At 70.2% G+C, this 25,570-nt stretch carries 24 protein-coding genes and 1 riboswitch; of the genes, 17 read left to right on the forward strand and 7 right to left on the reverse strand.

Translation table 11 applies throughout. The annotated features are described in order from the left end of the window. Nucleotides 1-132: 132 nt before the first annotated feature. Entirely contained in the window at nt 133-573 is a 441-nt protein-coding gene (locus KILIM_RS14350) for a MarR family winged helix-turn-helix transcriptional regulator (protein ID WP_006593435.1), read from the reverse strand. Between the two features lie 75 nt (nt 574-648). Here KILIM_RS14350 and KILIM_RS14355 point away from each other — a divergent pair, with 75 nt between their 5' ends. After that, nucleotides 649-2,475: an ABC transporter ATP-binding protein gene (locus KILIM_RS14355; RefSeq protein ID WP_040563493.1), complete on the forward strand. Its 1,827-nt coding sequence runs from the start codon at nt 649-651 to the stop codon at nt 2,473-2,475. A gap of 177 nt (nt 2,476-2,652) precedes the next feature. Here the strand turns inward: KILIM_RS14355 and KILIM_RS14360 are convergent, their stop codons facing one another. Continuing rightward, nucleotides 2,653-3,042, reverse strand: coding sequence for a hypothetical protein (locus KILIM_RS14360; RefSeq protein WP_157551728.1), 390 nt, complete (start codon nt 3,040-3,042; stop codon nt 2,653-2,655). Nucleotides 3,043-3,432: 390 nt separating this feature from the next. Continuing rightward, a riboswitch (cobalamin riboswitch) is annotated at nt 3,433-3,555 on the forward strand. A 35-nt stretch (nt 3,556-3,590) separates the two neighbouring features. On the opposite strand from KILIM_RS14360, the gene cobO reads away from it, so the two are divergent. The 7 genes from cobO (at nt 3,591) to KILIM_RS14390 (ending at nt 10,594) form a co-directional block, all read left to right on the forward strand. After that, complete coding sequence (gene cobO, locus KILIM_RS14365; RefSeq protein ID WP_006593438.1) at nt 3,591-4,214, forward strand: cob(I)yrinic acid a,c-diamide adenosyltransferase; 624 nt, start codon at nt 3,591-3,593, stop codon at nt 4,212-4,214. After that, on the forward strand, nt 4,208-5,632 hold the full coding sequence (locus tag KILIM_RS14370) for a cobyrinic acid a,c-diamide synthase CobB (RefSeq protein ID WP_006593439.1): 1,425 nt from the start codon (nt 4,208-4,210) through the stop codon (nt 5,630-5,632). Before cobO ends, KILIM_RS14370 begins: the two co-directional genes overlap by 7 nt. After that, nucleotides 5,629-7,170 (forward strand): Rv2231c family histidinol phosphate aminotransferase CobC, encoded by a 1,542-nt coding sequence (gene cobC / locus KILIM_RS23375; RefSeq protein WP_006593440.1) that lies wholly within the window; start codon nt 5,629-5,631, stop codon nt 7,168-7,170. The genes KILIM_RS14370 and cobC overlap by 4 nt, the downstream gene beginning before the upstream one ends. Continuing rightward, the gene (gene cobT, locus KILIM_RS14380) at nt 7,167-8,930 is read left to right on the forward strand and encodes a nicotinate-nucleotide--dimethylbenzimidazole phosphoribosyltransferase (protein ID WP_006593441.1); all 1,764 of its coding nucleotides are present in this window, start codon (nt 7,167-7,169) and stop codon (nt 8,928-8,930) included. The genes cobC and cobT overlap by 4 nt, the downstream gene beginning before the upstream one ends. Beyond that, nucleotides 8,923-10,026: a uroporphyrinogen-III C-methyltransferase gene (gene cobA, locus KILIM_RS14385; RefSeq protein WP_006593442.1), complete on the forward strand. Its 1,104-nt coding sequence runs from the start codon at nt 8,923-8,925 to the stop codon at nt 10,024-10,026. Before cobT ends, cobA begins: the two co-directional genes overlap by 8 nt. Nucleotides 10,027-10,164: 138 nt before the next feature. Next, complete coding sequence (locus KILIM_RS24065) at nt 10,165-10,371, forward strand: hypothetical protein (protein ID WP_157551729.1); 207 nt, start codon at nt 10,165-10,167, stop codon at nt 10,369-10,371. A gap of 19 nt (nt 10,372-10,390) precedes the next feature. Continuing rightward, nucleotides 10,391-10,594 (forward strand): hypothetical protein, encoded by a 204-nt coding sequence (locus KILIM_RS14390; RefSeq protein WP_040563494.1) that lies wholly within the window; start codon nt 10,391-10,393, stop codon nt 10,592-10,594. Between the two features lie 60 nt (nt 10,595-10,654). On the opposite strand, the gene KILIM_RS14395 is transcribed toward KILIM_RS14390, so the two are convergent. Further along, nucleotides 10,655-11,233: a DUF3043 domain-containing protein gene (locus KILIM_RS14395; protein ID WP_006593444.1), complete on the reverse strand. Its 579-nt coding sequence runs from the start codon at nt 11,231-11,233 to the stop codon at nt 10,655-10,657. A gap of 74 nt (nt 11,234-11,307) precedes the next feature. Between KILIM_RS14395 and KILIM_RS14400 the strand changes: the two genes are divergently transcribed. The 9 genes from KILIM_RS14400 to KILIM_RS14440 all read left to right on the forward strand — a co-directional run bounded on the left by KILIM_RS14400 (nt 11,308) and on the right by KILIM_RS14440 (nt 21,310). Continuing rightward, nucleotides 11,308-12,708: a dipeptidase gene (locus tag KILIM_RS14400; RefSeq protein WP_006593445.1), complete on the forward strand. Its 1,401-nt coding sequence runs from the start codon at nt 11,308-11,310 to the stop codon at nt 12,706-12,708. Nucleotides 12,709-12,810: 102 nt separating this feature from the next. Then, nucleotides 12,811-14,025 (forward strand): glycerate kinase family protein, encoded by a 1,215-nt coding sequence (locus KILIM_RS14405; protein WP_006593446.1) that lies wholly within the window; start codon nt 12,811-12,813, stop codon nt 14,023-14,025. A 126-nt stretch (nt 14,026-14,151) separates the two neighbouring features. Further along, nucleotides 14,152-14,499 (forward strand): iron-sulfur cluster insertion protein ErpA, encoded by a 348-nt coding sequence (gene erpA / locus KILIM_RS14410; protein ID WP_006593447.1) that lies wholly within the window; start codon nt 14,152-14,154, stop codon nt 14,497-14,499. A 99-nt stretch (nt 14,500-14,598) separates the two neighbouring features. Further along, entirely contained in the window at nt 14,599-15,585 is a 987-nt protein-coding gene (locus KILIM_RS14415) for a carbohydrate kinase family protein (protein ID WP_006593448.1), read from the forward strand. A gap of 42 nt (nt 15,586-15,627) precedes the next feature. Then, entirely contained in the window at nt 15,628-16,326 is a 699-nt protein-coding gene (gene aat / locus KILIM_RS14420) for a leucyl/phenylalanyl-tRNA--protein transferase (RefSeq protein ID WP_255247664.1), read from the forward strand. A 277-nt stretch (nt 16,327-16,603) separates the two neighbouring features. Continuing rightward, nucleotides 16,604-17,500, forward strand: coding sequence for an aa3-type cytochrome oxidase subunit II (gene ctaC, locus KILIM_RS14425; RefSeq protein ID WP_006593450.1), 897 nt, complete (start codon nt 16,604-16,606; stop codon nt 17,498-17,500). Continuing rightward, nucleotides 17,500-19,245: an aa3-type cytochrome oxidase subunit I gene (gene ctaD, locus KILIM_RS14430; protein WP_006593451.1), complete on the forward strand. Its 1,746-nt coding sequence runs from the start codon at nt 17,500-17,502 to the stop codon at nt 19,243-19,245. The genes ctaC and ctaD overlap by 1 nt, the downstream gene beginning before the upstream one ends. Further along, complete coding sequence (locus KILIM_RS14435; protein WP_006593452.1) at nt 19,242-19,664, forward strand: cytochrome c oxidase subunit 4; 423 nt, start codon at nt 19,242-19,244, stop codon at nt 19,662-19,664. Before ctaD ends, KILIM_RS14435 begins: the two co-directional genes overlap by 4 nt. Nucleotides 19,665-19,993: 329 nt before the next feature. Continuing rightward, nucleotides 19,994-21,310: a L,D-transpeptidase gene (locus tag KILIM_RS14440; protein ID WP_255247665.1), complete on the forward strand. Its 1,317-nt coding sequence runs from the start codon at nt 19,994-19,996 to the stop codon at nt 21,308-21,310. A gap of 19 nt (nt 21,311-21,329) precedes the next feature. On the opposite strand, the gene KILIM_RS14445 is transcribed toward KILIM_RS14440, so the two are convergent. The 4 genes from KILIM_RS14445 to qcrC form a co-directional block, all read right to left on the reverse strand. Further along, nucleotides 21,330-21,677, reverse strand: coding sequence for a metallopeptidase family protein (locus KILIM_RS14445; protein ID WP_006593454.1), 348 nt, complete (start codon nt 21,675-21,677; stop codon nt 21,330-21,332). A 142-nt stretch (nt 21,678-21,819) separates the two neighbouring features. Beyond that, nucleotides 21,820-23,532, reverse strand: coding sequence for a cytochrome bc1 complex cytochrome b subunit (gene qcrB / locus KILIM_RS14450; RefSeq protein WP_006593455.1), 1,713 nt, complete (start codon nt 23,530-23,532; stop codon nt 21,820-21,822). Further along, nucleotides 23,529-24,677 (reverse strand): cytochrome bc1 complex Rieske iron-sulfur subunit, encoded by a 1,149-nt coding sequence (gene qcrA, locus KILIM_RS14455; protein WP_006593456.1) that lies wholly within the window; start codon nt 24,675-24,677, stop codon nt 23,529-23,531. The genes qcrB and qcrA overlap by 4 nt, the downstream gene beginning before the upstream one ends. Before the next feature lie 42 nt (nt 24,678-24,719). Beyond that, on the reverse strand, nt 24,720-25,508 hold the full coding sequence (gene qcrC / locus KILIM_RS14460; protein ID WP_006593457.1) for a cytochrome bc1 complex diheme cytochrome c subunit: 789 nt from the start codon (nt 25,506-25,508) through the stop codon (nt 24,720-24,722). Between the last annotated feature and the right edge of the window lie 62 nt (nt 25,509-25,570).

A 25,570-nucleotide genomic window follows, 5' to 3' on the forward strand; every position in this document is an offset into this window, starting at 1 on the left:
CCCCGAAGAGGATGGCTGCGGTGGTGATGGCGGTCAGGGTCGGACGCTTCACTGGGTACCTCTCGCTGGCGAACGGACACATATGTGATCGGCGCCACTGGCTATGTCTTGAGCGAGGAGGTCGAGTGATCGCTAGTTGTCGGTGAGGTCGTCGAGGAGTCGTGCCAGCTCGGCTCGGTCGGGCTCGGGGAGCCGGGCGAAGAACTGGTCGGCCTGGTTGCGGCGCAGCTCCTCGACGGCCTCGCTCTCGCGTCGGCCCTGGGTGGTGGCCTCGACGGCCGTGGCGCGGCGATCACGCGGGTCGGGGGCGCGGCGGACGTAGCCGAGGTCTTCGAGCGCGTCGACGACGTCGGTCACTGAGCGCGGGGCGATGTGCAGCTGCGCGGCCAGCTCACCCAGGCGCAGGGGGCCGCACCGGGCGACGACGCGCAACGTGCGCGCCTGATGCGGCGTGATCCCCAGCGGCTCCAACGCCAACGCGTACCGCCGACGCAGCCGACGAGAGACCACGAGAAAGCGATCGCCGAGGCTGTCGACGTGGTTGTCGGTGTGATCGGCGGGCGTCTCCGGCATGACGGGAACAATACCGGCAGGAGGTGTGTTCGGCTCACTGTGAGGTAACCACAGTAAGTGGAAGGAGTGGTGCTCATGGTGGACACACCCAGGTCGAGTGACCGTCGCGGAGGCCCTGCCCCGGGCGGTCGCGCCCGGCGCATCGACCCGCGCGACCGCGCGCAACTGGCCGACTCTCCGGTCTCGCTCCGCCGCATCTGGAGGCTCTTCGCGCCCCACCGCGCCCGGATGGCGTTCGTCACGGCACTCATCGTCGCGACCTCGATCATCGGGTTGGCGCAACCGTTCCTCGTCCGCGAGGTCGTCGACGTCGCCATCCCGCACCAGGACGTGCCGCTGCTGCTGGCCGCCGTCGGCGCCATGATCGGCGTCGCCGTCCTGACCTCCCTGTTCGGCGTCGTGCAGACGTGGCAATCGGCGACCATCGGGCAGCGCGTCATGCATCGGCTGCGCACCGACGTCTTCGCCCACCTGCAACGCCAGTCCCTCGGCTTCTTCACCCGCACCCGCGCGGGTGAGGTGCAGTCGCGTCTGACCAACGACATCAACGGCATGCAGGACGTCGTCACCTCGACCGCGACCTCCATCGCGGCCAACGTCACGACGACGATCGCGACGTCCGTGGCGATGGTCGCCATCTCCTGGCGGCTCGCGCTGCTCTCTCTCGTCGTCATGCCCCCGGCCATCTGGCTGACCCGCCGCGTCGCCCTGCTGCGCCGCACGATCACCGCCCAACAGCAGGCGCGACTGGCCGACCTCAACGTGCAGATCGAGGAGGGGCTGTCGGTCAGCGGCATCCGGCTCGCCAAGACCCTCGGCGCCGGCCCGGCCAACGCCGCCCGGTTCGCCGACACCTCCGCCGACCTCGTCGACCTCGAGTTGAGGTCCAGCCTCGCCGGGCGCTGGCGGATGGCCACGATGCAGATCATCTTCGCGGTCATCCCCGCGCTGATCTACCTGGTCGCCGGGCTCCCCGCGACCTCCGGCGGCATGACGATCGGCACGCTCATCGCCTTCACCGGCCTGCAGGCCACCCTGTTCCGCCCGCTCATGGGACTGCTCAACGTCGGAGCCCAGGTCGTCGCCTCCCTGGCGCTGTTCTCCCGCGTCTTCGACTACCTCGACCTGCAACCCGATGTCCCGGAGCCAGCAGCGCCCGTCCTCCTCGACCCCCAGCACGTGCGCGGCGAGGTGCGCTTCGAGAACGTCGGCTTCCGCTACCCCGGCGCCGACCGCGACGCGCTGACCGACGTGAACGTGAGCGTCCCCGCCGGCGCCTCGCTCGCGCTCGTCGGAGCCACCGGCTCCGGCAAGTCGACGCTCGCCTCCCTCGTCTCGCGCCTCAACGACACGACGACCGGCCGCGTCACCATCGACGGCGTCGACGTGCGCGACCTCGACGCGCAGACCCTGGCCGCGATCGTCGGGGTCGTCTCGCAGGAGACCTACCTAGTGCACGCCTCGATCCGCGACAACCTGCGCCTGGCCCGCCCCGGCGCAGACGACGCCGAACTGTGGCAGGCATTGGCCGCCGCCCAGGTCGCCGACCACGTCGCAGGCCTGCCCGAGGGGCTCGACACGATCGTCGGCGCCCGCGGCCACCGCTTCTCCGGCGGCGAACAGCAGCGGATCGCCGTGGCCCGCACAATCCTGCGTGACCCGCGGATCCTCGTGCTCGACGAGGCGACCTCGGCCCTCGACACCGCCACCGAGCGCGCGCTGCAAGATGCACTCGACCGCCTGCGCGTCGGCCGCACGACGATCACCATCGCCCACCGCCTGGCCACCATCGAAGACGCCGACGAGATCGCCGTGCTCGACCACGGACGGGTCGTCGAACAAGGCCCCCGCGCGAGCCTCCTGGACGCCCACGGCCGCTTCGCTGCCCTAGCGGCCGCCTGAGACCCCCAGCTGGTCGAAGCTCCCAGCTGGTCGAAGCCCCCAGCTGGTCGACTCGTCAATTTGGGGCGCGACTCGTCACGTAGAACCGACCACTGGGCAGTCGAAATGACGACTCGGCGCCGGGGCTCGAGGGGCTCGAGTGGTCCGCGGGGGCGGGGGGCTCGAGTGGCTCGCGGACTACGCGTAGCGAGGGCTGGTGCCGCCCGCGTCGAGAAAAGCTCGGGCCAGGGGTGAGGTGGAACTGCGCGCGACCCGCACGAGAAAGGCGTCGTCGACCGGGTTCTCGCCGGTGAGGCGCTGGTAGGAGATCCGCACCTGCTGCAGGTCACCGAAGAGGTCGCGCAGGCCGCCGTCCTCGATCTGCTGCAGCCGGGCGTAGCCGACGAACAGAGCGGCCTTGGGCACCGACTGCCCGTCCTTGGGCGGCCAGTCGAAGGAGTATCCGCAGTAGTCCCGCAGCATCCGCAGATCCTCGTGGGTCAGCGGCCCGATCGGCACCCGCACCGGCCCGGCCTTCGCAGCAGCGGGCGCTGAAGGTGTCGCCTGGGCGCCACGTCGTCCGTACATCCCTCACCTCGCCTCGGCCTCCTGCTCTGAATCGGCACAGCGAGTCCGATCCTGACCGCCGGTGGGGCCGCGAGCCCCGATCCACGAGCCGCCACTGGTTGTTGTGGGGGTGAACTAATGACATGCCCACCCTGGAGCGCTCTAGGCTCCGCGCGTTGTTGCAGGTCAGCGGCCCGGCGTGAAATCCGCAGGGTGGGCATGTCATTAGTTCACCACAAACACAAATTGTGGACTGCCCGGCCGTGCGCCTGCTGTGCGTTGCTCTGTCGCGCCCTAGGGTCCGGCGCCGAGCCAGGGAGCCATCGGTGCCGGGCGGCATGGCCACACTGGGGTCCGACGCCGCGGCGGCTCGGGTAGGCTGCCCCACGCGGCCGCGAGGCCGTGACCAGCCATCCACCATGGCTGGCCGCGACGAGGAAGCCGGTGCGACGCCGGCACGGTCCCGCCACTGTGACGCCCGACCCGAGCCCGGGGCGGCCGAAGTCAGGAACTCTGCGGCCACCCATCTGTTCCCGAGGGCGCGGACCCTTCGAGGAAGGCAGGCAGGCATGCCGCAGGGCCAACCGCAGAGCGTTCCCGCCGACGGCCTGACCACCCGTCAACGCCGCAACCGTCCGATCACCGCCGTGCACACCGGCCCCGGCAAGGGCAAGTCGACCGCCGCCTTCGGGATGGCGTTGCGCGGCTGGAACCAGGGTTTCGACATCGGGGTCTTCCAGTTCGTGAAGTCGGCCAAATGGAAGGTCGGCGAAGAAGAGGTCTTCCGCCGCCTCGGTGAACTGCACGAGCAGACCGGCGAGGGCGGCGCCGTCGAGTGGCACAAGATGGGCTCGGGCTGGAGCTGGACGCGTAGCAGCACGGGTGAGAACACTCAGGAGCAGCACGCCGCCGACGCCCTCGAAGGCTGGCGCGAGATCCAGCGTCGAATCGCCGACGAGCGGCACGACCTCTACGTGCTCGACGAGTTCACCTACCCGATGAAGTGGGGTTGGGTCGACGTCGACGAGGTCGTGGCGACCCTGGCCGACCGCCCGGGCAAGCAGCACGTGGTCATCACCGGCCGCGACGCCCATCCGCGCCTCATCGAGGCCGCGACCCTGGTCACCGAGATGACCAAGATCAGGCACCCGATGGACGACGGCCAGAAGGGCCAGCGAGGCATCGAATGGTGAGCCTGCCCCGGGTGCTCGTCGCGGCCCCGGCGTCTGGCAGCGGCAAGACGATGATCACCACCGGTCTCATCGCCGCGCTGCGCGACCGCGGCCTGGGGGTCAGCCCGCACAAGGTGGGCCCCGACTACATCGACCCCGGCTACCACACGCAGGCCGCCGGTCGCCCGGGGCGCAATCTCGACGCCCACCTCGTCGGCGAGTACCTGCTGGCCCCGCTGCTGCTGCACGGCGCCAGCGTGCCGACGCCCGCGGACATCGCCGTCATCGAGGGGGTGATGGGCCTGTTCGACGGGGCGTTGGGCACGGACGGTTTCGCCAGTTCCGCCCACGTCGCTCGCGCCACCGATACGCCCGTGCTGCTCGTCGTCAATTGCGCCGCGGCCTCCCGCAGCGTCGCGGCGGTCGTGCACGGCTTCGCGACCTTCGAGCCCGGCGTTCGCGTCGGCGGGGTCATCCTCAACAACGTCGCCTCCCCGCGGCACGAGGCGGAGGCGCAGGCGGCAGTCGCCGCGACCGGAGTGCGAGTACTCGGTTCGATCCCGCGGCTGCCGGATGTCGTCGTGCCGAGCCGGCACCTCGGCCTCATCCCCGCCGCCGAGCGGCGCCCCGAGGCCCTCGGTGCCGTCGAGGCGTTGGCAGGCATGGCCCGCGAACATATCGACCTCGACGGAGTGCTCGACCTGGCCGCGCAGGCCCCCGAGCTGCACACATCAGCGTGGGATCCGGCAGAGGCGATCGGCGCCACCGAGGTCGGCCGCACCCGCCGGGGCGCCGGGCACGAGCCGGTCGTCGCGGTCGCCGCCGGCGCGGCCTTCACGTTCGGCTACGCCGAGACCCCCGAGTTGCTGCGTGCCGCCGGCGCCCGCGTGCAGACCTTCGATCCGCTGCGGGACGAGGGGCTGCCCGCGGGTACCGACGGCATCGTGCTCGGCGGCGGCTTTCCCGAGGTGCACGCCGCAGCACTCGGCGCCAACCGCGGCCTGCGCACCGAGATCGCCGCGTTCGCCGAGGGCGGGGGACCGGTGTTCGCCGAGTGCGCCGGGATGCTCTATCTGCTGCGCGAACTCGACGGGGTGCCGATGTGCGACGTGCTGCCCGCCACCGGCGCGATGCACCCGCGGCTGGTACTCGGATACCGCAGCGCGGTGGCCCTGGCCGACAGCATCATCGCCCCCGAAGGCGCCCGGGTCGCCGGCCACGAGTTCCACCGCACCCGGGTGCAGGTCGACCCCGAGGCCGCGGACCAGCGCGCCTGGGGGTGGCGCGACTCCGCCGGCCGACCCGAGACCGAGGGCTTCGTGCACGGCCGCGTGCACGCCTCCTATCTGCACACTCACTGGGCCGGGCGACCCGGCAGCGCCGCCGCGTTCGTCCGCGCCGCCGCCGGCGACCGGCGCGGCGCCGAGGTCGTCGCGTGAGCGGCCCCGGCCTCATTGTCGGGCTCGGCGTCTGTTCCAGCAGCGACCCGGTCGCCGCCGCTCCGGCGATCACCGCGGCCCTGGCCCGCACCACCGCCGGAGAGCTGGCCGGGGCGCCCGTTCTGGCGGTGGCCACGTGGGCGGATAAAGCGGACCATCCCGCGGTCCAAGCCATCGCCAAGGCCCTGGGCGCTCCCGTTCGGGGCCACGACGCCACCTCCTTACGCGCCCAGCAGCCCGGCAGCGCCCGGGTCGCGGATCTCACCGGCGGCGCTGTCGGATCGGTCGCCCAGGCCGCGGTGCTGGCTGCTGGCGCCCGCCCGCTGCACGACAAACAGACGGCCGGCGGCTGCACCTTCGTCGTCGGAGTGCTCGACGGCGGCCCGTGGGATCCGCTGCTGCACCACGGGGACGTCGAAGCTCGCGGAGCGACGATCGACCTCGCCGTCAATGTCGCGGTCTCCGCGCCGCCATCGTGGCTGCTCGCTGTGATGTCGGACGCGCTGTTCGGCGTCGCTGCCTACCCCGACGAGCGGCCGGCGCGCGAAGTCCTGGCCGCGCACCTCGGTCTCCCGGAGGAGTCGATTCTGCTCGTCAACGGGGCAGCGGAGGCGTTCTCCCTGCTGGCGCAGGCCCGCGACTGGCGGGCGCCGCTCGTGGTGCACCCCCAGTTCACGGAGCCCGACGCGGCGTTGCGCGCGGCCGGTCACCCGCCGGCCCACCACGTGCTGGACGCGCGCGAGCACTTCGCCTTGAACCCCGCCGCGGTGCCAGACGTCGCAGACCTCGTCGTCATCGGCAATCCCACCAATCCGACCTCCCGGCTGCACGACACCGCCGACCTGCGGGCCGTGCGGGAAGCCGGCCCGGCCGACCGGCTGCTGGTGGTCGACGAAGCCTTCCTCGACGTCCTGCCCGCCGACTCTCGCTCGAGCGCAACCCTCATCGGCGAGGCAGCCGTCGACGCGGGCCTGTGCGTCATTCGCAGCCTCACCAAGACGTTCGGGCTGGCCGGCATCCGCGCCGGCTATGTCGTCGCCGCGCCGCCGCTCATCGCGCGGATGCGGCAACTGCAACCCGCGTGGTCGGTCAACAGCCTCGCCCTCGCCGCGATCACGGCCAGCGCGACTCCCTGCGCGCAGAACCACGTCGCGGCCATCGCCGCCGCCCTGCCCGCACGCCGGCAGCACCTCGTCGCCGGTCTGAGCCTCCTGGGGTTCACGGTCGTGCCCGCCCCGGCCGCGCCGTTCGTCCTGGCTCAGCACCCGCACGCCGCGCTGATCCGTCGCCGTCTGGCCACGCACGGCATCGCAGTCCGGCGCGCCGACACCTTTCCCGGTCTGGGGCGCGAGTGGCTGCGTCTGGCGGTGCGCGACGAGGCAACCACCGATCAGGTGCTCTCCGCCATCGCCCACGCCCTTGCCGGCACAGCCGATGGCGACGCAGCCGCTGGCGACACAGCACCTGGCGACGGCATCCCTGACCAGCGTGCCGCGCCCGACCCGCTGGACACCCGCGAACGCCAGGAGCCGCGATGACCCCCACCCAGCCGACGCCGGCCACCCACGAGCCGCCGCTGGCACAGGCGACCCGGGAGGCGCTGGAGCACGTCATCGCCAGCCGCCGCGACATCCGCAGCGACTTCACGATGGACCCGATCGACGACGAGACGCTGACCCGCCTCCTGGCCGCCGCCCATCGGGCCCCCAGCGTGGGCCTGAGCCAGCCGTGGGACTTCGTCATCGTCCGCGACGAGGAGCGCCGCCGCCGCCTCCAAACCCTGGCCGCCGACCAGCGGGACCGCTACGCCGCAAGCCTGCCCGGCGGCCGCGCCCGCAGCTTCGACGGCCTGAAGGTCGAGGCGATCCTGTCGACCCCCCTGAACATCGTCGTCACCTGCGATCCCACCCGCGGCGGCCCCTACACCCTCGGCCGGCACGCGGACCCGCGGATGGCGCCCTTCTCGGTCGCCACCGCCGTGCAGAACCTGTGGCTCGCAGCCCGCGCCGAAGGCATCGGAGTCGGCTGGGTCAGCTTCTTCGACCCCGACGAGCTGCGCGCCGCTCTCGACCTGCCGGAGCACCTCCAAGTCGTCGCCTACCTGTGCGTCGGCCACGTCCGCGCCTTCCCTTCAGCCCCCGAGCTCGCCCTCAGCGGGTGGGCCCGTCGCCGGCCACTGTCCTGGGCCGTCCACCACGAACGCTGGGGGGCCCGCGGCCTCCCGGGAGGAGAACCCATGTTGCTCGTCGACGAGACCATCGCGGCGGTCGCCCCGGTCGATGAGGCGGCCCGTGCCGCGTGCGACGAGCACCAGCTGCGCCTGACCAAACCGGCCGGCTCGCTCGGCGAGCTCGAGAACGTCGCGGCCAAGCTGTCCGCCATCGCCGGTACCTTTCCGCCGCCGCTGCCCGAGCCGGCAGCCCTGGCCGTCTTCTGCGGCGACCACGGCGTGCACGCCCAAGGGGTCAGCCCGTGGCCGCAGGCAGTCACCACCCAGATGGTGCTCAACGTGCTCGCCGGGGGAGCGATGACCAGCGTGCTGGCCCGCGGCGTCGGCGCTGAGGTCGCGGTCATCGATGTGGGGGTCGCGCAGGATCTGCCGCAGACGCCGGGGCTCATGCACCGCAAGGTCGCCGCGGGCACCGCGGACATGACCCTGGGCCCGGCGATGACGCAGGAGCAGTGCCGCCAAGCGATCGAGGTCGGCATCGACGTGGCCCGCGACCTGGTCGCGCAGGGCAACCGGCTGCTCGCCACCGGAGACCTCGGCATCGCCAACACGACCCCGTCGGCGGCCCTCGTCGCGGTCTTCACTCAGACCCCGGCGCGCGTCGTCACGGGGCGGGGGACTGGCATCGACGACGCGATGCTGGCCCACAAGATCTCCGTCGTCGAGCGCGCCATCGAGGTCAACGACGCCACCGCCGACCAACCGCTGGCCGCCCTCGCCGCGGTCGGCGGCTTCGAGCACGCCGCCCTCGTCGGCTTCCTGCTCGGCGCGGCGGCCCTGCGCACCCCGGTGGTGCTCGACGGCGTCATCGCCGCCAGCGCGGCCCTCGTCGCCGCGCGACTGAGCCCGCCGGCCGTGGACTACTGGTTCGCCGGTCATGTCTCCGCCGAACCGGCGAGCCGGCTGGCGGTCGCCGACCTGGAGCTGCGGCCGCTGCTCGACCTCGACCTGCGTCTGGGCGAGGGCAGCGGCGCCGTGCTGGCCATCCCGCTGGTGCAGGGCGCGGCTCGAGTCGTCCGCGAGGGAGCCACCTTCGAGAGCGCCGGGGTGGCGGGCCGCGATGAGTGATCTCGGCGCCCAGTTGCAACTGGGTGGCCGGCAGGTGCTCGTCGTCGGCGGTCCCGCCCGAGCGCTCGGCCTGCTGGGCCGCCTGCTCGACCGCGGCGCCCGGGTCACCGTCGTCGCGCCCCAGGTGGCGACGTCGATTCAGGATCTCGCCGAACGGCACGCGCTCACCTGGCACGCCCGCGCCTACACGGCGACAGACCTCGACGGGATCGCGCTGCTCGTGGTGTGCCCCGGCTCCGACGACGAACCGGAGCTGCGCGACTCGCTGCAGCGGGCAGCGGCCGACGCGAACACCGCCGACATCCTCATCGCCGAGTTGGAGACCCGCCCGGGAACGCTGCGCGAGCCGGCCGCCGCGACCGCGGGTGGACCGGGCTCCGTCGCGCTCGTCGGGGGTGGCCCGGGTGACCCCGGCCTCATCACGGTCGCCGGACTCGCGGCCGTGCACGGCGCCGACGTTCTGGTCGTCGACCGCCTGGCCCCGCTGGAGGTGCTGCGCGACCTGCCCCCGCACGTCGAGGTCATCGACGTCGCCAAGATTCCGCGCGGCCGCTTCACCCCTCAGGAGCGCATCAACGAGGTGCTCATCGAGCACGCCCGCGCGGGCAAGCGGGTCGTGCGGCTCAAGGGCGGCGACTCCTTCGTCTTCGGCCGCGGGATGGAAGAGGTCATCGCCTGCCGGGAGGCCGACATCCCGGTCGAGGTCGTGCCGGGCGTCACCTCCGCCGTCGCGGCCCCGGAGCTGGCCGGGATTCCGGTCACCCATCGCGGGGTCGTCCAGGGGTTCGCCGTGGTCTCGGGGCACGCCGCACCCGACGACCCTCGCAGCACGGTCGACTGGGCGGCGCTGGCCGCCAGCGGGGTAACGATCGTCATCCTCATGGGGGTGGAGACGCTGCCGCGGATCGCCGCCACGCTCCTCGCGGGCGGGCGCGCCGCGCAGACCCCGGTCGCCTGCGTCATGGAGGCCGCCAGCGCGCGCCAGCGGGTCGTCAGCACGACGGTGGGTGCTCTCGCGCGCGAGGGCACCCCGGATGGGATCGCGCCACCGGCCGTGACCGTCATCGGTGACGTGGCGGCCTTCGCAGTGCCCTAGGTGGTGCCCCGGGCGACGCAACGCCCACCCCGGCTCTCCTGCTGTGGTCTGTTTCGTGTTGGACAGTCGTCCGGCTAAGATCTTCTCAGGTCGGTCTCAGGCCGGCCGGGGGCGGCGACGGACAACGGGGGAAAGACGATGACGGGTTCAAGCGGGTGGCGGGCGGCGCGACTGGCCGGATTGGCGCTCGTCGGGGTGAGCATGGCGTTGGCTCCCGGGCTGGCGGGCCAGTCGTTGGCCCGAACAGGCCACAGCAGCCAGCGTCCACGGGTCGAGCGTCCCGGCCATCTGGGCTCCCGTTTGGACATCACGCAGTCCCGGGTCGACCGGGCCGGCGCGGCCTGAGGTCGGCAATACTGCCCTTATGAGCGACCGTTGGATGTGGACCTGTCTCGACTCCACCGGTGCCGCTGTCGAGGTCGACACCGGCACCTTTCCCACGCAGGGGGAGGCGGAGGCCTGGCTCGGTGAGTCGTGGGAAGAGCTCGCCGACCAGGGGGTCGCCTCCGTGAGCCTGGAACAGAACGGCGTCGTCGCCTACGGCCCGATGAAGCTCGATCCCGCCTGACCTACCGACGCACCCAGAAGGCCCGCCCGAGCCGTGCTCGGGCGGGCCTTCTCGCGGAAACTAGCTGGGGTATTCGCCGCGCTTGACCCGAGGGCGCGGGATGCGCCCCGGGCGGATCTGCATGGAGCGTGATATCGAATACCAGAGCGCGCCCTTGCCGGGGGGCCGCCCGAACTTCTCCTGCACCCGCCGCTTGACGCCCTGCCACATGACGAACGTGTCGATCACGGTCAGCAGCACGGCGCCGTACACGAGGATGTAGCCGATGAGGATCGCGCGCGGATTCGGGATGAGGCTGATCGGCAGGCCGATGAGCATGATCGGCAGCAGGAACTCCGCGAAGCTACGCCGGGCGTCGAGGACGTCGCGGATGAAGCCGCGCTCCTTGCCGCGGTCGCGCATGGGCAGCGCCCACTCCTCGCCGCGGTACATGGCCTCCCGCTGCTGCATGCGGGCGGCCCGCTGCTTGGCCTTCGACTCCTGAGCGGCCGCCTTGCGGTCCGCCGGCACGATCGGACGTTGTCGGGCAGCCTGAGCCTCACGCCGCGTGGGCGTGGGCCGGTTCTTGGCCCCAGGCCGGTTCTCCGGCTCCGGGGTCTGCTCGATGGGGGGCTGCTGATCCTTCTTACGTCCGAACACGCCCACACCCTAATCGAGCCACGCGAGCGCCCGAGCGGCCTGCGCCGTGGGCGGACGTGCCATAGCCTGCCGGGGTGAACGCCGACGACCCCACCGCCCCCGCCCTCGACCCGCAGCGGCTGGCCGACCTGCGCCGCCGCGTCGCCGACCTGCTGCCCGACGTGCTCACCGACCTCGCCGACCTGGCCCGCATTCCCAGCGTCTCGGCGCCCTCCTTCGACCCCGCCCCCGTGGCCGCCTCCGCAGAGCGGGTCGCCGAGCTGCTCGCGGGAGCCGGCGCCAACGTGCAGGTGGTCCGCGCCGGCGACGGCCACCCCGCGGTCATCGGCCGCGTCGACGGCCCGCCCGGCAGCCCGACCGTGCTGCTCTACGCCCACCACGACGTGCAACCCCCCGGCAGCGACGACGACTGGGACAGCCCGCCCTTCGAACCGACCCGCCGCGGCGACCGGTTCTTCGGCCGTGGGGTCGCCGACGACAAGGCCGGCGTCATGGCGCACGTCGCCGCCCTGCGGGTGTTCGAGGGCCGGCCTCCGGTCAACGTCATCGTCTTCGTCGAGGGCGAGGAGGAGGCGGGCTCGCGCAGCCTGCCCGCGCTGCTCGCCGAGCACCACGACGCACTGGCCTGCGACGCCCTCGTCATCGCCGACTCCGGCAACTGGGACATCGGCACCCCGGCGCTGACGACCACCTTGCGCGGCAACGTGCGCGTCGAGGTCACCGTGCGCACTCTCGACCACGGCCTGCACTCGGGGATGTTCGGCGGTGTGGTGCCCGACGCCATCACCGCGATGTGTCGACTCCTGGCCACCCTGCACGACGAGCGCGGCGAGGTCGCCGTCGCGGGACTCACCGCTCGTGACGACACGGCCGTCGATTACGACGAGGCCCGCGTGCGTGCCGAATCGGGGGTGCTCGAGGGGGTCGACCTGCTCGGCTCCGGCTCCTACACCTCCCGGCTGTGGACCAAACCGGCCCTGACGGTCATCGGGATCGACGCGCCCAGCGTCGACCAGGCCGCCAACCTGCTCACCCCGAGTTGCCGCGCCAAGGTCTCGATGCGCATCGCCCCGGACCAGGACCCGCAGGCCGCCCTGGCGGCGCTGACCGAGCACCTGCAGACGAACGCCCCCTGGGGCGCGCAGGTCGAGGTCGGCGGCCCGGACGTGGGGTCTGGGGTTACGACGACGACCGACGGGCCCTATGTGGCCGCGGCGCGCGCCGCCTTCGCCGACGCCTGGCAGCGGCAGCCGGTCGACATGGGCATCGGCGGCTCGATCCCGTTCATCGCCCAGTTCGCGGAGGCGTTTCCGCAGGCCACGATCCTGGTCACCGGCGTGGAGGATCCGGACACTCGCGCCCACGGCGCCAACGAGAGCCTGCACGTGCCGGAGTTCGAGCGGGTCGCCCTGGCCGAGGCTGTGCTGCTCGAGCGGATCGGCGAGCTGGGCTCGAACGCAGGCACCGCCTCCTAGCGGCCCCGGGGGGTTCCGACCCGGCCCGCTCGGGGCCGGGTCGCAGGCGGCTTGCGGCGGAGTGCCTTTCGCGGGTGCGGGCCGGTTTGGCACGATAGAACGGTGCGCGTCCTGTTCTGCCCGAAGAGCTTCACCGGCACCCTGACCGCCGTGCAGGCCGCCGAAGCGATGGCCGCCGGCTGGCGGCGCGGCGCGCCCCACGACGACCTGACGCTGGCGCCACTCTCGGCCGGCGACAGCGGCTTCCTGCACGTGCTGGAGGAGGCCGTGGGCGGCGTCTCGGTGGCCGTCACCGTCTCCGACCCGCTCGGGCGCGACGTGCCGGCCGCCGTGCTGCTCGTCGACGAGGGCCCCGCCCGCACCGCTTACATCGAGTCCGCCCAGGCCGCCGGCCTGCACTTGCTCAACGCCGACGAGCGCCGCCCGCTGCTGACCAGCTCCTACGGAGTCGGGCAGCTCATCGACGCCGCGCTGGCCGAAGGGGCGCACCGCATCGTCGTCGCACTCGGCGGCTCGGCCACTAACGACGGTGGCGCGGGCCTGCTCGCCGCGCTGCTGGCCGCGCGGAGCGCCGGCACGGGGGGCAGCCCGGTCGCCGGCATGGTGCCCGCCCTCAGTCGGGGCGGCGGGGGCCTGGCCGAGGTGACCGCCGCCGACCTCGCCGGCCTGCCCGAGCTCGCGCAGCGCCTGCGCGGCGTCGAACTCGTCATCGCCACCGAGGAGACGCTGCCGCTGCTCGGCCTGCAAGGCACGTCGGCGACCCACGCCCCGCGCAAGGGTGCCGACCCGATGCAGGCGCAAGAACTGGAGCTGCGCCTGGGCCGGTTCACCGACATCGTCGGCAAGACGATGCCCCCGCCGCTGGACTTGCTGACCGGGCTGCCGCGGCGGCTGGAGCGCGAACCAGGAGCCGGGGCCGGCGGCGGCATGGGATATGCCCTCATGCTGCTCGGTGGGCAGCGCGCCAGCGCCGTCGACGTCGTGCTGCGCGCCTGGGACTTCGAGGCGCTCGTGGCGCGGCATGACCTGGTCATCACGGGGGAGGGCTGCTTCGACTGGGCCTCGCTGCGGGACAGCGTCGCCGCCGGCGCCGCCCGGGCCGCCGCCACCCTCGGGCGCCCGGCGGTGGTGCTGGCCGGCCAGCTGCAGGTGGGGCGCCGGGAGGCGATGTCGACGGGGCTCGCCGGGGCCTACGCCGTTGCCGAGCGACCCGCCGATGTCGCGGCGACGATGGCCGATCCCGTCGGCACCCTCTCCGCTCGGGCGCAACGGCTGGCCCGCACCTGGTCGCCCCCGCCGAGACGCGGTAGCGGCTGACCCAGGCGCCCGGTTCGCCCCGCGTTTTCGGGGCACTCCCAATTCAACCCACGGCCAGGTGGGGAACAAAGCGGGCGTTGGCTACCGTTGAGGACACCGAACGCTTCAGAGTGCGAAGGACACCACATGACTGTTCAGGACTCGGCCACCCACGGCGTACTGCTCACCGACGTCGCCGCCACCAAGGTCAAGAACCTGCTGGAGCAGGAGGGCCGCGACGACTTGAGGTTGCGCGTCGGCGTCCAGCCCGGCGGCTGCTCCGGCCTCATCTACCAGCTCTACTTCGACGAGCGCGCCCTCGACGGTGACGCCGTGCGGGACTTCGACGGCGTCGAGGTCGTTGTCGACCGCATGAGCGCCCCCTACCTCATGGGCGCGACGATCGACTTCTCCGACACCATCGAGAAGCAGGGCTTCACGATCGACAACCCCAACGCGGGCAGCTCCTGCGCCTGCGGCGACTCGTTCAGCTGAGTCACCGCTCCGGCGGCCGAGCCACCCGTTTACGGCCGGTCGACGCACCTCGCGTCGGCCGGCCGTCGACGTGTCCGGCCACGTCGATAGTCTGCGGCGGTGCGTATCGCTGTCACCGGATCCATCGCGACCGACCATCTCATGACCTTTGCCGGCCGCTTCGCCGACTCCCTCATCGAAGGCCAACTCGACAAGGTGTCCTTGTCGTTCCTGGCGGACGAGCTCGACATCCGCCGCGGCGGAGTCGCCGGCAACATCGGCTTCGGGCTGGGGGTGTTGGGGCTGAGCCCGGTGATCGTCGGCGCCGCGGGCGAAGACGTGCGGGACTATCGCTCCTGGCTCGAGCGACACGGGGTCGACTGCGCCAGCATGCGCATCAGCGACACCCACCACACCGCGCGCTTCGTGTGCACCACCGATCAAGACCTGGCGCAGATCGCGACCTTCTACCCCGGCGCGATGGTCGAGGCGCGGCACATCGAGCTGCACCCGGTCGAGCAGCGGGTCGGCACCCTCGACCTCGTCGTCATCGCGCCCAACGACCCGCTGGCGATGGTGCGCCACACCCAGGAATGCCGCACGCGCGGCTACGCCTTCGCCGCGGACCCCTCCCAGCAGCTGGCGTTCATGGAGGGGGAGGCGATCCGTAAGCTCGTCGACGACGCCACCTACCTGTTCACCAACGAATACGAGTCGCACCTCATCGAGCAGAAGACCGGCTGGACCGTCGACGACATCGCCGCGCGGGTCACGACGCGCGTAACGACCCGCGGCAAGGACGGCGCGACGATCACCACGCGCGGGCAGGCGCCCATCCACATCGACGCGGTGCCGCCCCGCACGATCGCCGACCCGACGGGGGTGGGCGACGCCTTCCGCTCCGGGTTCCTCGCCGGGCTCGCCTGGGGCCTGCCGCACGAGCGCTGCGGCCAGGTCGGAGCGCTGCTGGCCACCCACGTGTTGGAGACTGTCGGCACTCAGGAGTACGAGGGCGCGCTGCCCGGCTTCCACGAGCGCTTCCGCGCCGCGTTCGGCGACGACGCGGCCGACGACATCGCACCCCACCTACCCCCGTTCCACGGCTGAGTGTGGACCGGCCCCCAAGCCCCGAACCCAGACACCTACTGGGTGCCGCTGTACCGGGCGATGCTCCACGGGCAGTTCGTCCCCGATGAGGCCGAGCTGCTGGTCATCGGGCCCGAACTCCAGCCCGACCTGGTGTTTGCGGCCTACCGCAACGGGCTGTTTCCCATGGGCACCCAGCCTGACGGCAAGCCTCCGATCGGCTGGTGGTCGCCCAACCCGCGCGGGGTGCTGCTGCCCGGTGAGCTACGCGTCTCGCGGTCGCTTCGGCGCTCGGCCGGGCGTTTGCACGCCACGGTCGATCAGGACTTCGACGCGGTGGTGCGCGGGTGCGCCGATCCCGACCGTAGCGGCCGCTGGATCACGGCCCGCGTGCACGAGGTCTACGCCGAGTTGCATCGCCGCGGCCAGGCGCACAGCGTCGAGGTCTGGCGGGATGACGAGCTGGTCGGCGGCCTCTACGGCATCGGCATCGGCGGGCTGTTCGCCGGCGAATCGATGTTCCATCGGGTGACCGACGCCTCCAAGGTGGCCCTCATGCATCTCGTCGAGCGGTTCTTCGCCGGAGGCGACGAGCGGCGCCTCATCGACGTGCAGTGGCTGACGCCGCATCTGGGCAGTCTCGGCTGCGCCGCGATTGCCCGCACCGAGTACCTACGCCGGCTCGGGACGGCGCTCTCGCTGCCGGAAGCCGACTGGGGGCAGCGGCGGGCTCGCGGCGACACGCCCACCCCGCCACGGTGACTTATCACCTGGGTGTCGGCTGGATGCAGCACCGGACCTGCCTGATCAGCGCCCGTCGGCGCCCTTTCGGACTCGGCGGCGCGCCCAAACGCGAAGTTGGGGCCCTCGCCTGCCCAGGGCGGGGTCGAGCAACTATGCTGACTTCGCGAATAGCCCTGGTCCGTACCGGGGTCGTGGTTGGATCGTGGACAGCGGTCGCGGGTCGTAGCCCTTGCGAGCGAGCCGGTGCCGTGTGAACCTCAGCTTCGTCCGGTCAGAACGACAGGAAAGGTGCCTCGTGCCTGTGCAACGTCTGAGCCCCGATCGCCGGCGGCGTCGGGTCCTCCCCCTCCTGGCCGGCGTCAGCGCGGCGGTGCTCACCCTGGCCGGATGTAGCACCCAGTACGGTGAGGCCTCCCGTGGCTGGCTGCCCTACGGGGCGACCACCGGTGCCGACCGCGTCAGTGAGCTGTGGGTCGGCATGTGGATCGCTGCCTGGATCGTCGGTGGGCTCGTATGGGGTCTGACGATCTACTGCATGATCAAGTTCCGCCGCAAGAAGGACGACGTGGGCCTGCCGCCGCAGTTGCGGTACAACGTGCCCATCGAGGTTCTTTACACGGTCATCCCCGTGATGATGGTCGGCGTCATCTTCTACTTCACGCACCGCGACGAGGCCTACCTGCTCGATACGTCGGAAGACCCCAGCGTCACCGTCAATGTCGTCGGAAAGCAGTGGAGCTGGGACTTCAACTACATCGACGCGGGCGTCTGGGACTCCGGCGTGCAGGCGCAGTTGACCGGTAAGCCCGGGGTGGAAGAGACCCTGCCCACCCTCGTACTGCCCGTCAACGAGCGCATCGAGTTCGTGTTGACCGCCCGCGACGTCATCCACTCTTTCTGGGTGCCGGCCTTCCAGCAGAAGCTCGACATGGTGCCGGGCAAGGTCAACAAGTTCCAGGTCACCACGACGACCGAAGGCAACTATGTCGGCAAGTGTGCGGAGCTGTGCGGCGCTTACCACGCGGCGATGCTGTTCAACGTCAAGATCGTCAGCCGGGCGGAGTACGACCAGCACATGAATGAGCTGCGCGCCGCAGGCCAGACGGGCATGCTCGACAACTCGCTCTCGCGCCAGCCGTTGGAGCCGGGGCAGCAGCAGTACCTTCCGACCCCCCAGGCAGGTGTGAACTGATGGCCACGTTGACCTCGCCGCGCGCGTCCGCGGAGTCTCCGGACGGCCCGGAGCGGCCCAAACGCTCGAAGGGCAAGATCATCGTCAGCTACCTGACGACCACCGACCACAAGGTCATCGCAACGCTCTACTTCGCCACGTCGATGTTCTTCTTCGCGCTCGGTGGCGTGCTGGCCCTGATCATCCGCCTCGAGCTGTTCGCCCCTGGTCTGCAGGTGCTCGACAACCTCGAGCAGTTCAACGCGATGTTCACCATGCACGGCTCGATCATGCTGCTGCTCTTCGCGACGCCGCTGTTCGCGGCGTTCGCCAACGCGCTGCTGCCGTTGCAGATCGGTGCTCCCGATGTCGCCTTCCCGCGGCTGAACATGCTGGCCTACTGGCTGTACCTCTTCGGTGGCCTGATGGCCGTCTCCGGGTTCTTCGTGCCCGGGGGCGCTGCCTCCTTCGGCTGGTTCGCCTACGCGCCGCTCTCGAACGCCACGTTCACCCCCAGCCTCGGTGGCGACCTGTGGCTCATCGGCTTCGGCCTCACCGGTTTCGGCACGATCATGGGTGCCGTCAACTTCATCACGACGATCATCTGCATGCGCGCGCCGGGCATGACGATGTTCCGGATGTCGATCTTCAGCTGGACGGTGCTGGTCACCTCGATCCTCGTGCTGATGGCCTTCCCCGTGCTGACTGCAGCCTTCATGGGCCTGATCGGTGACCGCCTGTTCGGGATGCACATCTTCGATCCGGCCAACGACGGACCGATCCTGTATCAACACTTGTTCTGGTTCTTCGGCCACCCAGAGGTCTACATCATCGCGTTGCCGTTCTTCGGCATCGTCAGCGAGATCTTCCCGGTGTTCTCCCGCAAGCCGATCTTCGGCTACAAGACGCTGATCTTCGCCACCGTCGCGATCGCCGCGCTGTCGGTCACCGTGTGGGCGCACCACATGTACGTCACCGGCCAAGTGCTGTTGCCATTCTTCGCGATCATGACGATGCTCATCGCGGTGCCAACCGGGGTGAAGTTCTTCAACTGGATCGGCACGATGTGGGGCGGGTCTTTGACCTTCGAGACCCCGATGATCTGGGCTCTCGGCTTCCTCGTGACGTTCCTCTTCGGTGGTCTGACCGGTGTCATCCTGGCGAGCCCGGCACTCGACTTCCACCTCTCCGACACCTACTTCGTGGTCGCGCACTTCCACTACACGGTGTTCGGCACGGTGGTGTTCGCGATGTTCGCCGGCTTCTACTTCTGGTGGCCGAAGTTCTACGGCCGGATGCTCGACGAGAAGCTCGGCAAGATCCACTTCTGGATGCTCTTCATCGGCTTCCACGGCACCTTCCTCATCCAGCACGTGCTCGGCATGCAGCACATGCCGCGCCGCTACGGCGACTACATGGTCGAAGACAACTTCGAATTCATGAACCAGGTCTCGACCGTCTTCGCGCTGCTGCTCGGCCTGTCGCTGCTGCCCTTCTTCTACAACGTGTGGAAGACGTGGCGCTACGCGCCGAAGGTCACCAGCGACGACCCGTGGGGCTACGGCGCCTCGCTGGAGTGGGCCACCTCGTGCCCGCCGCCGCGGCACAACTTCGACCGCCTCCCGCGGATCCGCTCCGAGCGTCCCGCGTTCGACCTGCACCACCCCGAGGTCTCGGCCTACGCCAGCCCCGGAGCCGACCAGGCCGTGCTGCAAACGCTGCGCGATGATCGCCCCGGCGACCGTCAGGAGAGTGACGCCCGATGAAGACTTCCGCCAAGCTCTTCCTGCTCGGCATCGTGTTCTTCTTCCCGATCGCGGTGATCTACGGCTTCTTCACGCATCGCGTGATGGGCCAATGGGAGCCGGTGGGCGTCATCGGGATCGCCCTGCTCGGCCTCATGTCGGGGATGGTCGGCCTGTACTTGAGCGCCACCATCAAGAAGCTCGACAACGATCCGGCGGACAACCCCGAGGGCGAGATCGCCGACTCGGCGGGGGAGTACGGGTTCTTCTCCCCGCACAGCTGGTGGCCGCTGGCGCTGGGCGCCTCCGCCGGGTTGGTGTTCCTCGCTCTGGCGCTGACGCACTACGCCGGTTGGTGGCTGTTCCCGGTCGCCGTCGTGGCCGGGGCCGTGTCGCTGGTCGGCTGGACCTTCGAGTATTTCCGCGGCGACGTCCTCTGAGGCGAGGTCCGCGAGCGCGGCACTGCCCGAACGCAGTTCCGTCGCCAACGCAGCAGTGAGCAGAGCCCGGATCGTCACGATCCGGGCTCTGTCCGTTTCGGCGGTATCGCCCTGATCGCAGCCTCGGGTACCCTGGTTGTGGTGCGATCGTGTTCGGCTTCGGTGGGGAGTCGGGCGCACCCCGGTTGGGACCAGGGGTGTGATCGACACGGGGGTGCCGAGGTCGTACGGATCTCGGTCTGTACAGACTGCCGTCGAAGGGGTCGTCGGACGTGAATCCGCCGTCAGCTGCCAATCGTTCTTTCCGCGCGCCCGGGTCGGTGCGCTCCGTGGCGTCGCTCGTCGCGGTGGCCGCGCTCGTGGCCACCACTGCGGGGTGCCAGGCGCAGAGTCAGGCTGGGCCGCAGGGCCAAGAATCTCCGGAGCCGCCTGCACCGCCAGTGAGCTTCCAGGCCTCTGTCAAGGAGGGGGCCAAGGACGTACGGCCGGACACGGCCGTGACCGTCTCCGCGTCGCAGGGCAACCTGCACACGGTGGTGCTCGCCGACCCCAAGGGCAAAGAGCTCAAGGGTCAGATCAAGCCCGACGGCACGTGGGGCCTGGTCGACATGCTGTCGCCGGGTACGAAGTACACGATCAAGGCGACGGGGGAGTCGCAAGACGGTACCCCCGGCACGTTCTCCCGTGATTTCGCCACCTTGGTGCCCAAGGTCGAGGCGACCTATCGAGTGACGCCCGACGGGCAGACCGTGGGCGTGGGCATGCCCGTGATGGTTACCTTCGACTCCGCCGTGATGACTCCGGAGATGCGCGCCAACGTCGAGCGCCGGGTGAGCATCAAGACCGAGCCCAAGCAAGAGGGCTCGTGGGGCTGGCACTCCGAGCGTGAGCTGTTCTGGCGACCCAAGGAGTACTGGAAGCCGAACACCAAGGTGACGGTCAATGCGCCGCTGCGCGGTGTGCAGACCGGTGAGAAGAAGTGGATCACCGAGGACAAGGGTGCGGCCTTCACGATCGCCAAGCGGGCGCGGATCTCCACGGTCGACGTCAACGGACATTCGATGACCGTGCGGGAGAACGGCAAGGTGGTGGGCACCTATCCGGTGAGCAACGGCCAGGCCACCGCCAACTGGCAGACCCGTTCGGGCACCAAGATCATCACCGAGAAGCAGAAGTTCATGGTGATGGACGCCGCGACCCTGGGCGTGCCCAAGGACGACCCGAACTACTACCGCACCGAGGTCGACTACGCGATGCGCGTGACGAACACCGGCGAGTTCTTGCACTCCGCTCCGTGGTCGGTCTGGGCCCAGGGGCGGCGCAACGTCTCGCACGGCTGTGTGAACATGGGTCCGCGCGCCGCTCGGGAGATGTTCAACGCGAGCGTTGTCGGCGATGTCGTCGACTTCGTGAACTCCCCGCGCAAGATGAAGATGCACGAGGGTGTCGGCGTGTGGCTGGTCTCCTACGACCAGTGGAAGGCGCGCAGCGCCTTGGCGAAGAAGGCCACGGCCAAGCCGTCGCCGTCCAAGACCGGCAAGGCGACGCCCGCCCCCAGCTCTCCGTCTCCCGCTACGCCGTCGCCCAGCGTCCCGGCAGCCACCGACGCGGCCGCACGGCCGCAGGAGAGCGCTCCGGCGGCCTGAGAGGCTCCCAGGGGTGTTCCTAACCCCAACCGAGTTCGTGCAGCCGCTCGTCGTCGACGCCGAAGTGGTGAGCTATCTCGTGCACGACCGTGATGGCGATCTCCTCGCGCGCCTCCTGGGCGTCGCGGCACATCCGCAGAGTCGGTCCGCGGAAGATCGTGATGCGGTCGGGGAGCACCGGGGGCGCGAACTCACTGCGGTCGATCAGCGGGGTGCCCTCGTAGAGCCCCAGGAGTTCCTCACCCTCGGGGTGTTCGTCCTCGACGAGCACAACGACGTTGTCGAGTAGGTCGAGAAACTCCGCGGGCACCTGATCGAGAGCGTCGGCCACGAGCTCCTCGAAATCCTGTCGGCTCATGGGCAACATCGGTCGTCCTCTCCGTCGTGCGGTGCGTGGTGCTCTGCGTCGCGGCGATGTTGACGACCATCATGCCCGCGGACCGCAGAAGGGGCCGACACCAGCTGGTGGTGTCGGCCCCTTCTGCGTGGTTCGTCGCGTGGCGCGGTCCTCAGTGTTGCGAGGAGCCGCTGGTCACCGAGCGACGGTCGCTGTCTGCGCTGTCGATCTCTTCGTGGTGCCCGTTGGCGTGGGCGGCCTCGAGCTCTGCCGGCGTGACGGGCTCGACGCGGTCGGAGAAGTAGAACCGCGACAGTGCCGCGCGCCGCTTGTCGTTGCCGGCGGACGGGGCCGCGACGCCGTGCTCGTCCTCACCGGAGGTGAGTTGGAGCGGTCGCTGGGCCTCGTAGCCCACCAGATCCCAACGCTCGTACGGGTCGAGCGGCTCGTGGACCTCGAAGAACTTGCCGTCGGGCGTCTGCACCACGCGACCGGTCTCGTTGCCGTGCAGCACACGTTCGCGATCCTGCCGCTGCAGGGCGAGGCAGATGCGCTTGGTGATCATGAAGACGACGATCGGGCCGACGAAGAACGCGATCCGCAGGAAGATCGTGATGTCGTTGATCGACAGGCCGAGCTTGACGGCCAAGTGGTCGTTGGCGTTCGCGAAGTACATGACCAGGTACATCGTGATCGCGGCCGCGCCGATGCCGGTACGGGTCGGAGCGTTGCGCGGACGGTCCAGCAGGTGGTGCTCGCGCTTGTCACCGGTCACCCAGGCTTCGACGAACGGGTACACCCCGATGATCGTGAACATCACCGGCAGCAGCATGATCGAGCCCAGCGCCAGGTTCATCGAGAAGGTGAACCCGAAGAGCGTGAACTCCAACCAACCCGGCAGCAGGCGCAGCGCGCCGTCGGCAAAGCCCATGTACCAGTCGGGTTGCAGACCGGCGGTCACGGGGGAGGGGTCGTACGGTCCGTAGAGCCACACCGGGTTGATCGCCACGAGAGCGGAGATCAGCGCGATGACGCCGAAGACGATGAAGAAGAAGCCGCCGGCCTTGGCGGCGTACACCGGCATCACCGGGAAGCCCACGACGTTCTCGTTCGTGCGGCCGGGGCCAGGGAACTGCGTGTGCTTGTGCACCGCGACCAGCACGATGTGGGCGGTGAAGAGGCCGACCAGCAGCGCGGGCACGAGCAGGATGTGCGCCATGTAGAGGCGGGGGATGATCAGCTCACCGGGGAACGAGCCACCGAACAGCGCGAACGAGAGCCACGTACCGACCACGGGTGAGGACTGGACGAAGCCCTCCATCACGCGGATGCCGACACCGGAGAGCATGTCGTCGGGAAGGGAGTAGCCGGCGAAGCCCTCGACCATGGCCAGCAGCAGCAGCACGGTGCCGATGACCCAGTTGATCTCGCGCGGCTTGCGGAACGCGCCGGTGAAGAACACGCGGAGCATGTGCAGCATGACCGCACCGATGAAGAACAACGCGCCCCAGTGGTGGATCTGCCGCATCAGCAGGCCGCCCTTGACCTCGAACGAGATGTCCAGAGTCGAGCGGTAGGCCTCGGACATGCCGATGCCGTTCAGCGGGCCGTAGGAGCCGTCGTAGACGATGTGCCCCATGCTCGGCACGAACCAGAGGGTCAGGATCACGCCCGTGATGAGGCAGATGATCATGGAGTACATCGCGACTTCACCGAGCATGAACGACCAGTGGTCGGGGAAGACCTTGTGCATGAGGTACCGGATGGGCTTGGCCAGGCCGGTGCGGTCGTCGAACCACTGGGCGACCTTGCCGGGCGGCGTGGTCGCCGGGCCCATGGGGCGCTCGGCCTGCGCGTTCTCCTTGGCGGGAGCTGAGGTGCTCATCGGTGGATCCCCCAGAAGCTCGGTCCGACGGGCTCAGCGAAACCCTGATCGGCGATGAGGTAACCCTCGTCGTCGACGGTGATCTTCAGCTGGGGTAGCGGCCGCTTGGCCGGGCCGAAGATCACCTTGCAGTCTTGCGTCACGTCGAAAGTGGACTGGTGGCATGGGCACAGCAGGTGGTGGGTCTGCTGCTCGTAGAGGCCGACGGGGCAGCCCGCGTGGGTGCAGATCTTGTTGTAGGCGACGATGCCGTAGTAGCCCCACTCCCGGGACTTCTCGACCTTGAGGTCTTCCGGCTGCAGTCGCATGAGGAGCACGCAGGCTTTTGCCTTGCGCTCCAGGTAGCCAAGGTGCTGGTCGTGCTGGAAGTCGCCGCTCTGGCGCTCCTGCGCGGTGACGTAGCCGAGCTGCTCGAGCTGCTCGAGCGAGGCGTCGATGTGCTCGGGCAGGATGTGGAAGGCCGAGCCCAGTGTGACGTCGGTGGCCTTGATGGGGGTCATCTCCGGGTCGCGCATGAGGCGCATCCCGCGCTGCCAGAACGTGTGGTGCAGTTCTCCGCCGGGCATGCCTTCGGGGGATAGGCCACCAACGGCCTGCAGCACCGGGGGTACTGCGAACAGGCCGATGGCGGTTCCGCCCAGGATGCCGATCATCGGCCGCCGTCCGAGCTGAGAGGTCTTGTTGCCCTCGACAAGCGTGTCGACCAGTCCGCGCCGAGCCTCATCGGAGGATCGCAGCGGATGACGCTCCTCGACTGTCTCGGTGTCGGGCATCAATGTCTTGGCCCAGTGCACGGCGCCGATGCCGATGCCGAGCAGGCTCAGCGCCATGCCCATGCCCAGCCCCAGGTGCAGGATGCTGATGTGTCCGAACCAGGGCAGGAAGATCAGCTGGTCGATCGAGAAGGCGAAGTAGGAGAAGACGAACAGCAGCGTGCCCAGGATCGAGATGAGGAAGAAGGTGAGCACCTGGCGCTCGGCCCGCTTGGCCGCGCCCTCGTCGACATCCGACCAGCGCGGCTGGTGCGGCGGTAGACCGGGGTTCTCGAAGTGGGCGGGCAGCCGCTCTCCGGTTCCCTCGACGTGGCCGTGGTCGAGACTCACGGCCGAACCCGCGTCGCTGGGCGGGGTCGCGTTGTCATTCACTGTGCGTTCTCCTGGATCCGCAGGGCAGGGACGAGGGCGTGTTCATGCGGCCTTGCGGCCAAGCCAGACCGCCGCACCGATCATCAACGGGATACCGATCAGCCAGAAGAAGAAGGCGTCGCCGACGGGGCCGATATTGCCCAGACCCAGGCCCCCGGGGCTCTCCTGCTTGTCGAGCTCGTGCAGATAGGCGATGACGTCGGCTTTGGCCTCGGGCGAGAGGTTGGTGTCATTGAACACCGGCATCGACTGAGGACCGGTCAGCATCGCCTCGTAGATGTGCTTGCCCTCGATGTTGTGCAGCTTGGGCGCCAGCTTGCCGCGGGTCAAGGCGCCACCGGAGCCCGCGAAGTTGTGGCACATCGCGCAGTTGACGAGGAAGATCTGGGCGCCGCGAGCGGTGTCGCCGCCGACGCCGCTGGCGTACTGCTCGTCGGGGATCTCGGGGCCCGGGCCGAGGGTCTGGACGTACGCGGCGATCTGGTCGATCTGCTGCTGGTTGAACTTCACCGGGAAGGTGCGCATCGCTTGGACCGTCGGTGCAGCCAACGGCATGCGGCCGGTGCCCATCTGGAAGTCGACGGCGGCGGCGCCGACCCCGACCATGCTGGGGCCGTCGGGCGTGCCCTGGCCCTGCGCCCCGTGGCAGGTGGCGCAGTTGGCGAGGAACATGCGCTGCCCCTCGCTGATGTCTGCCTGGGTCATCGCCCGCGTCCCCGCACCGGCGGTCGGGGTCAGCAGGGTGTAGATCCCACCGGTGGCGAAGAGCCCGATGATCAGGAGCACGACAAGTGCCGCTGGATGGCGGCGACGGGCGGCGAGTGAGTTCACGATGCGGGTCCTTGGGAGCGTCGGGCGGAAGCGGGGTCAGGGGACGACTTGGAACGCCGAAC

Source organism: Kineosphaera limosa NBRC 100340, assembly GCF_000298215.1.
Lineage (GTDB): Bacteria > Actinomycetota > Actinomycetes > Actinomycetales > Dermatophilaceae > Kineosphaera > Kineosphaera limosa.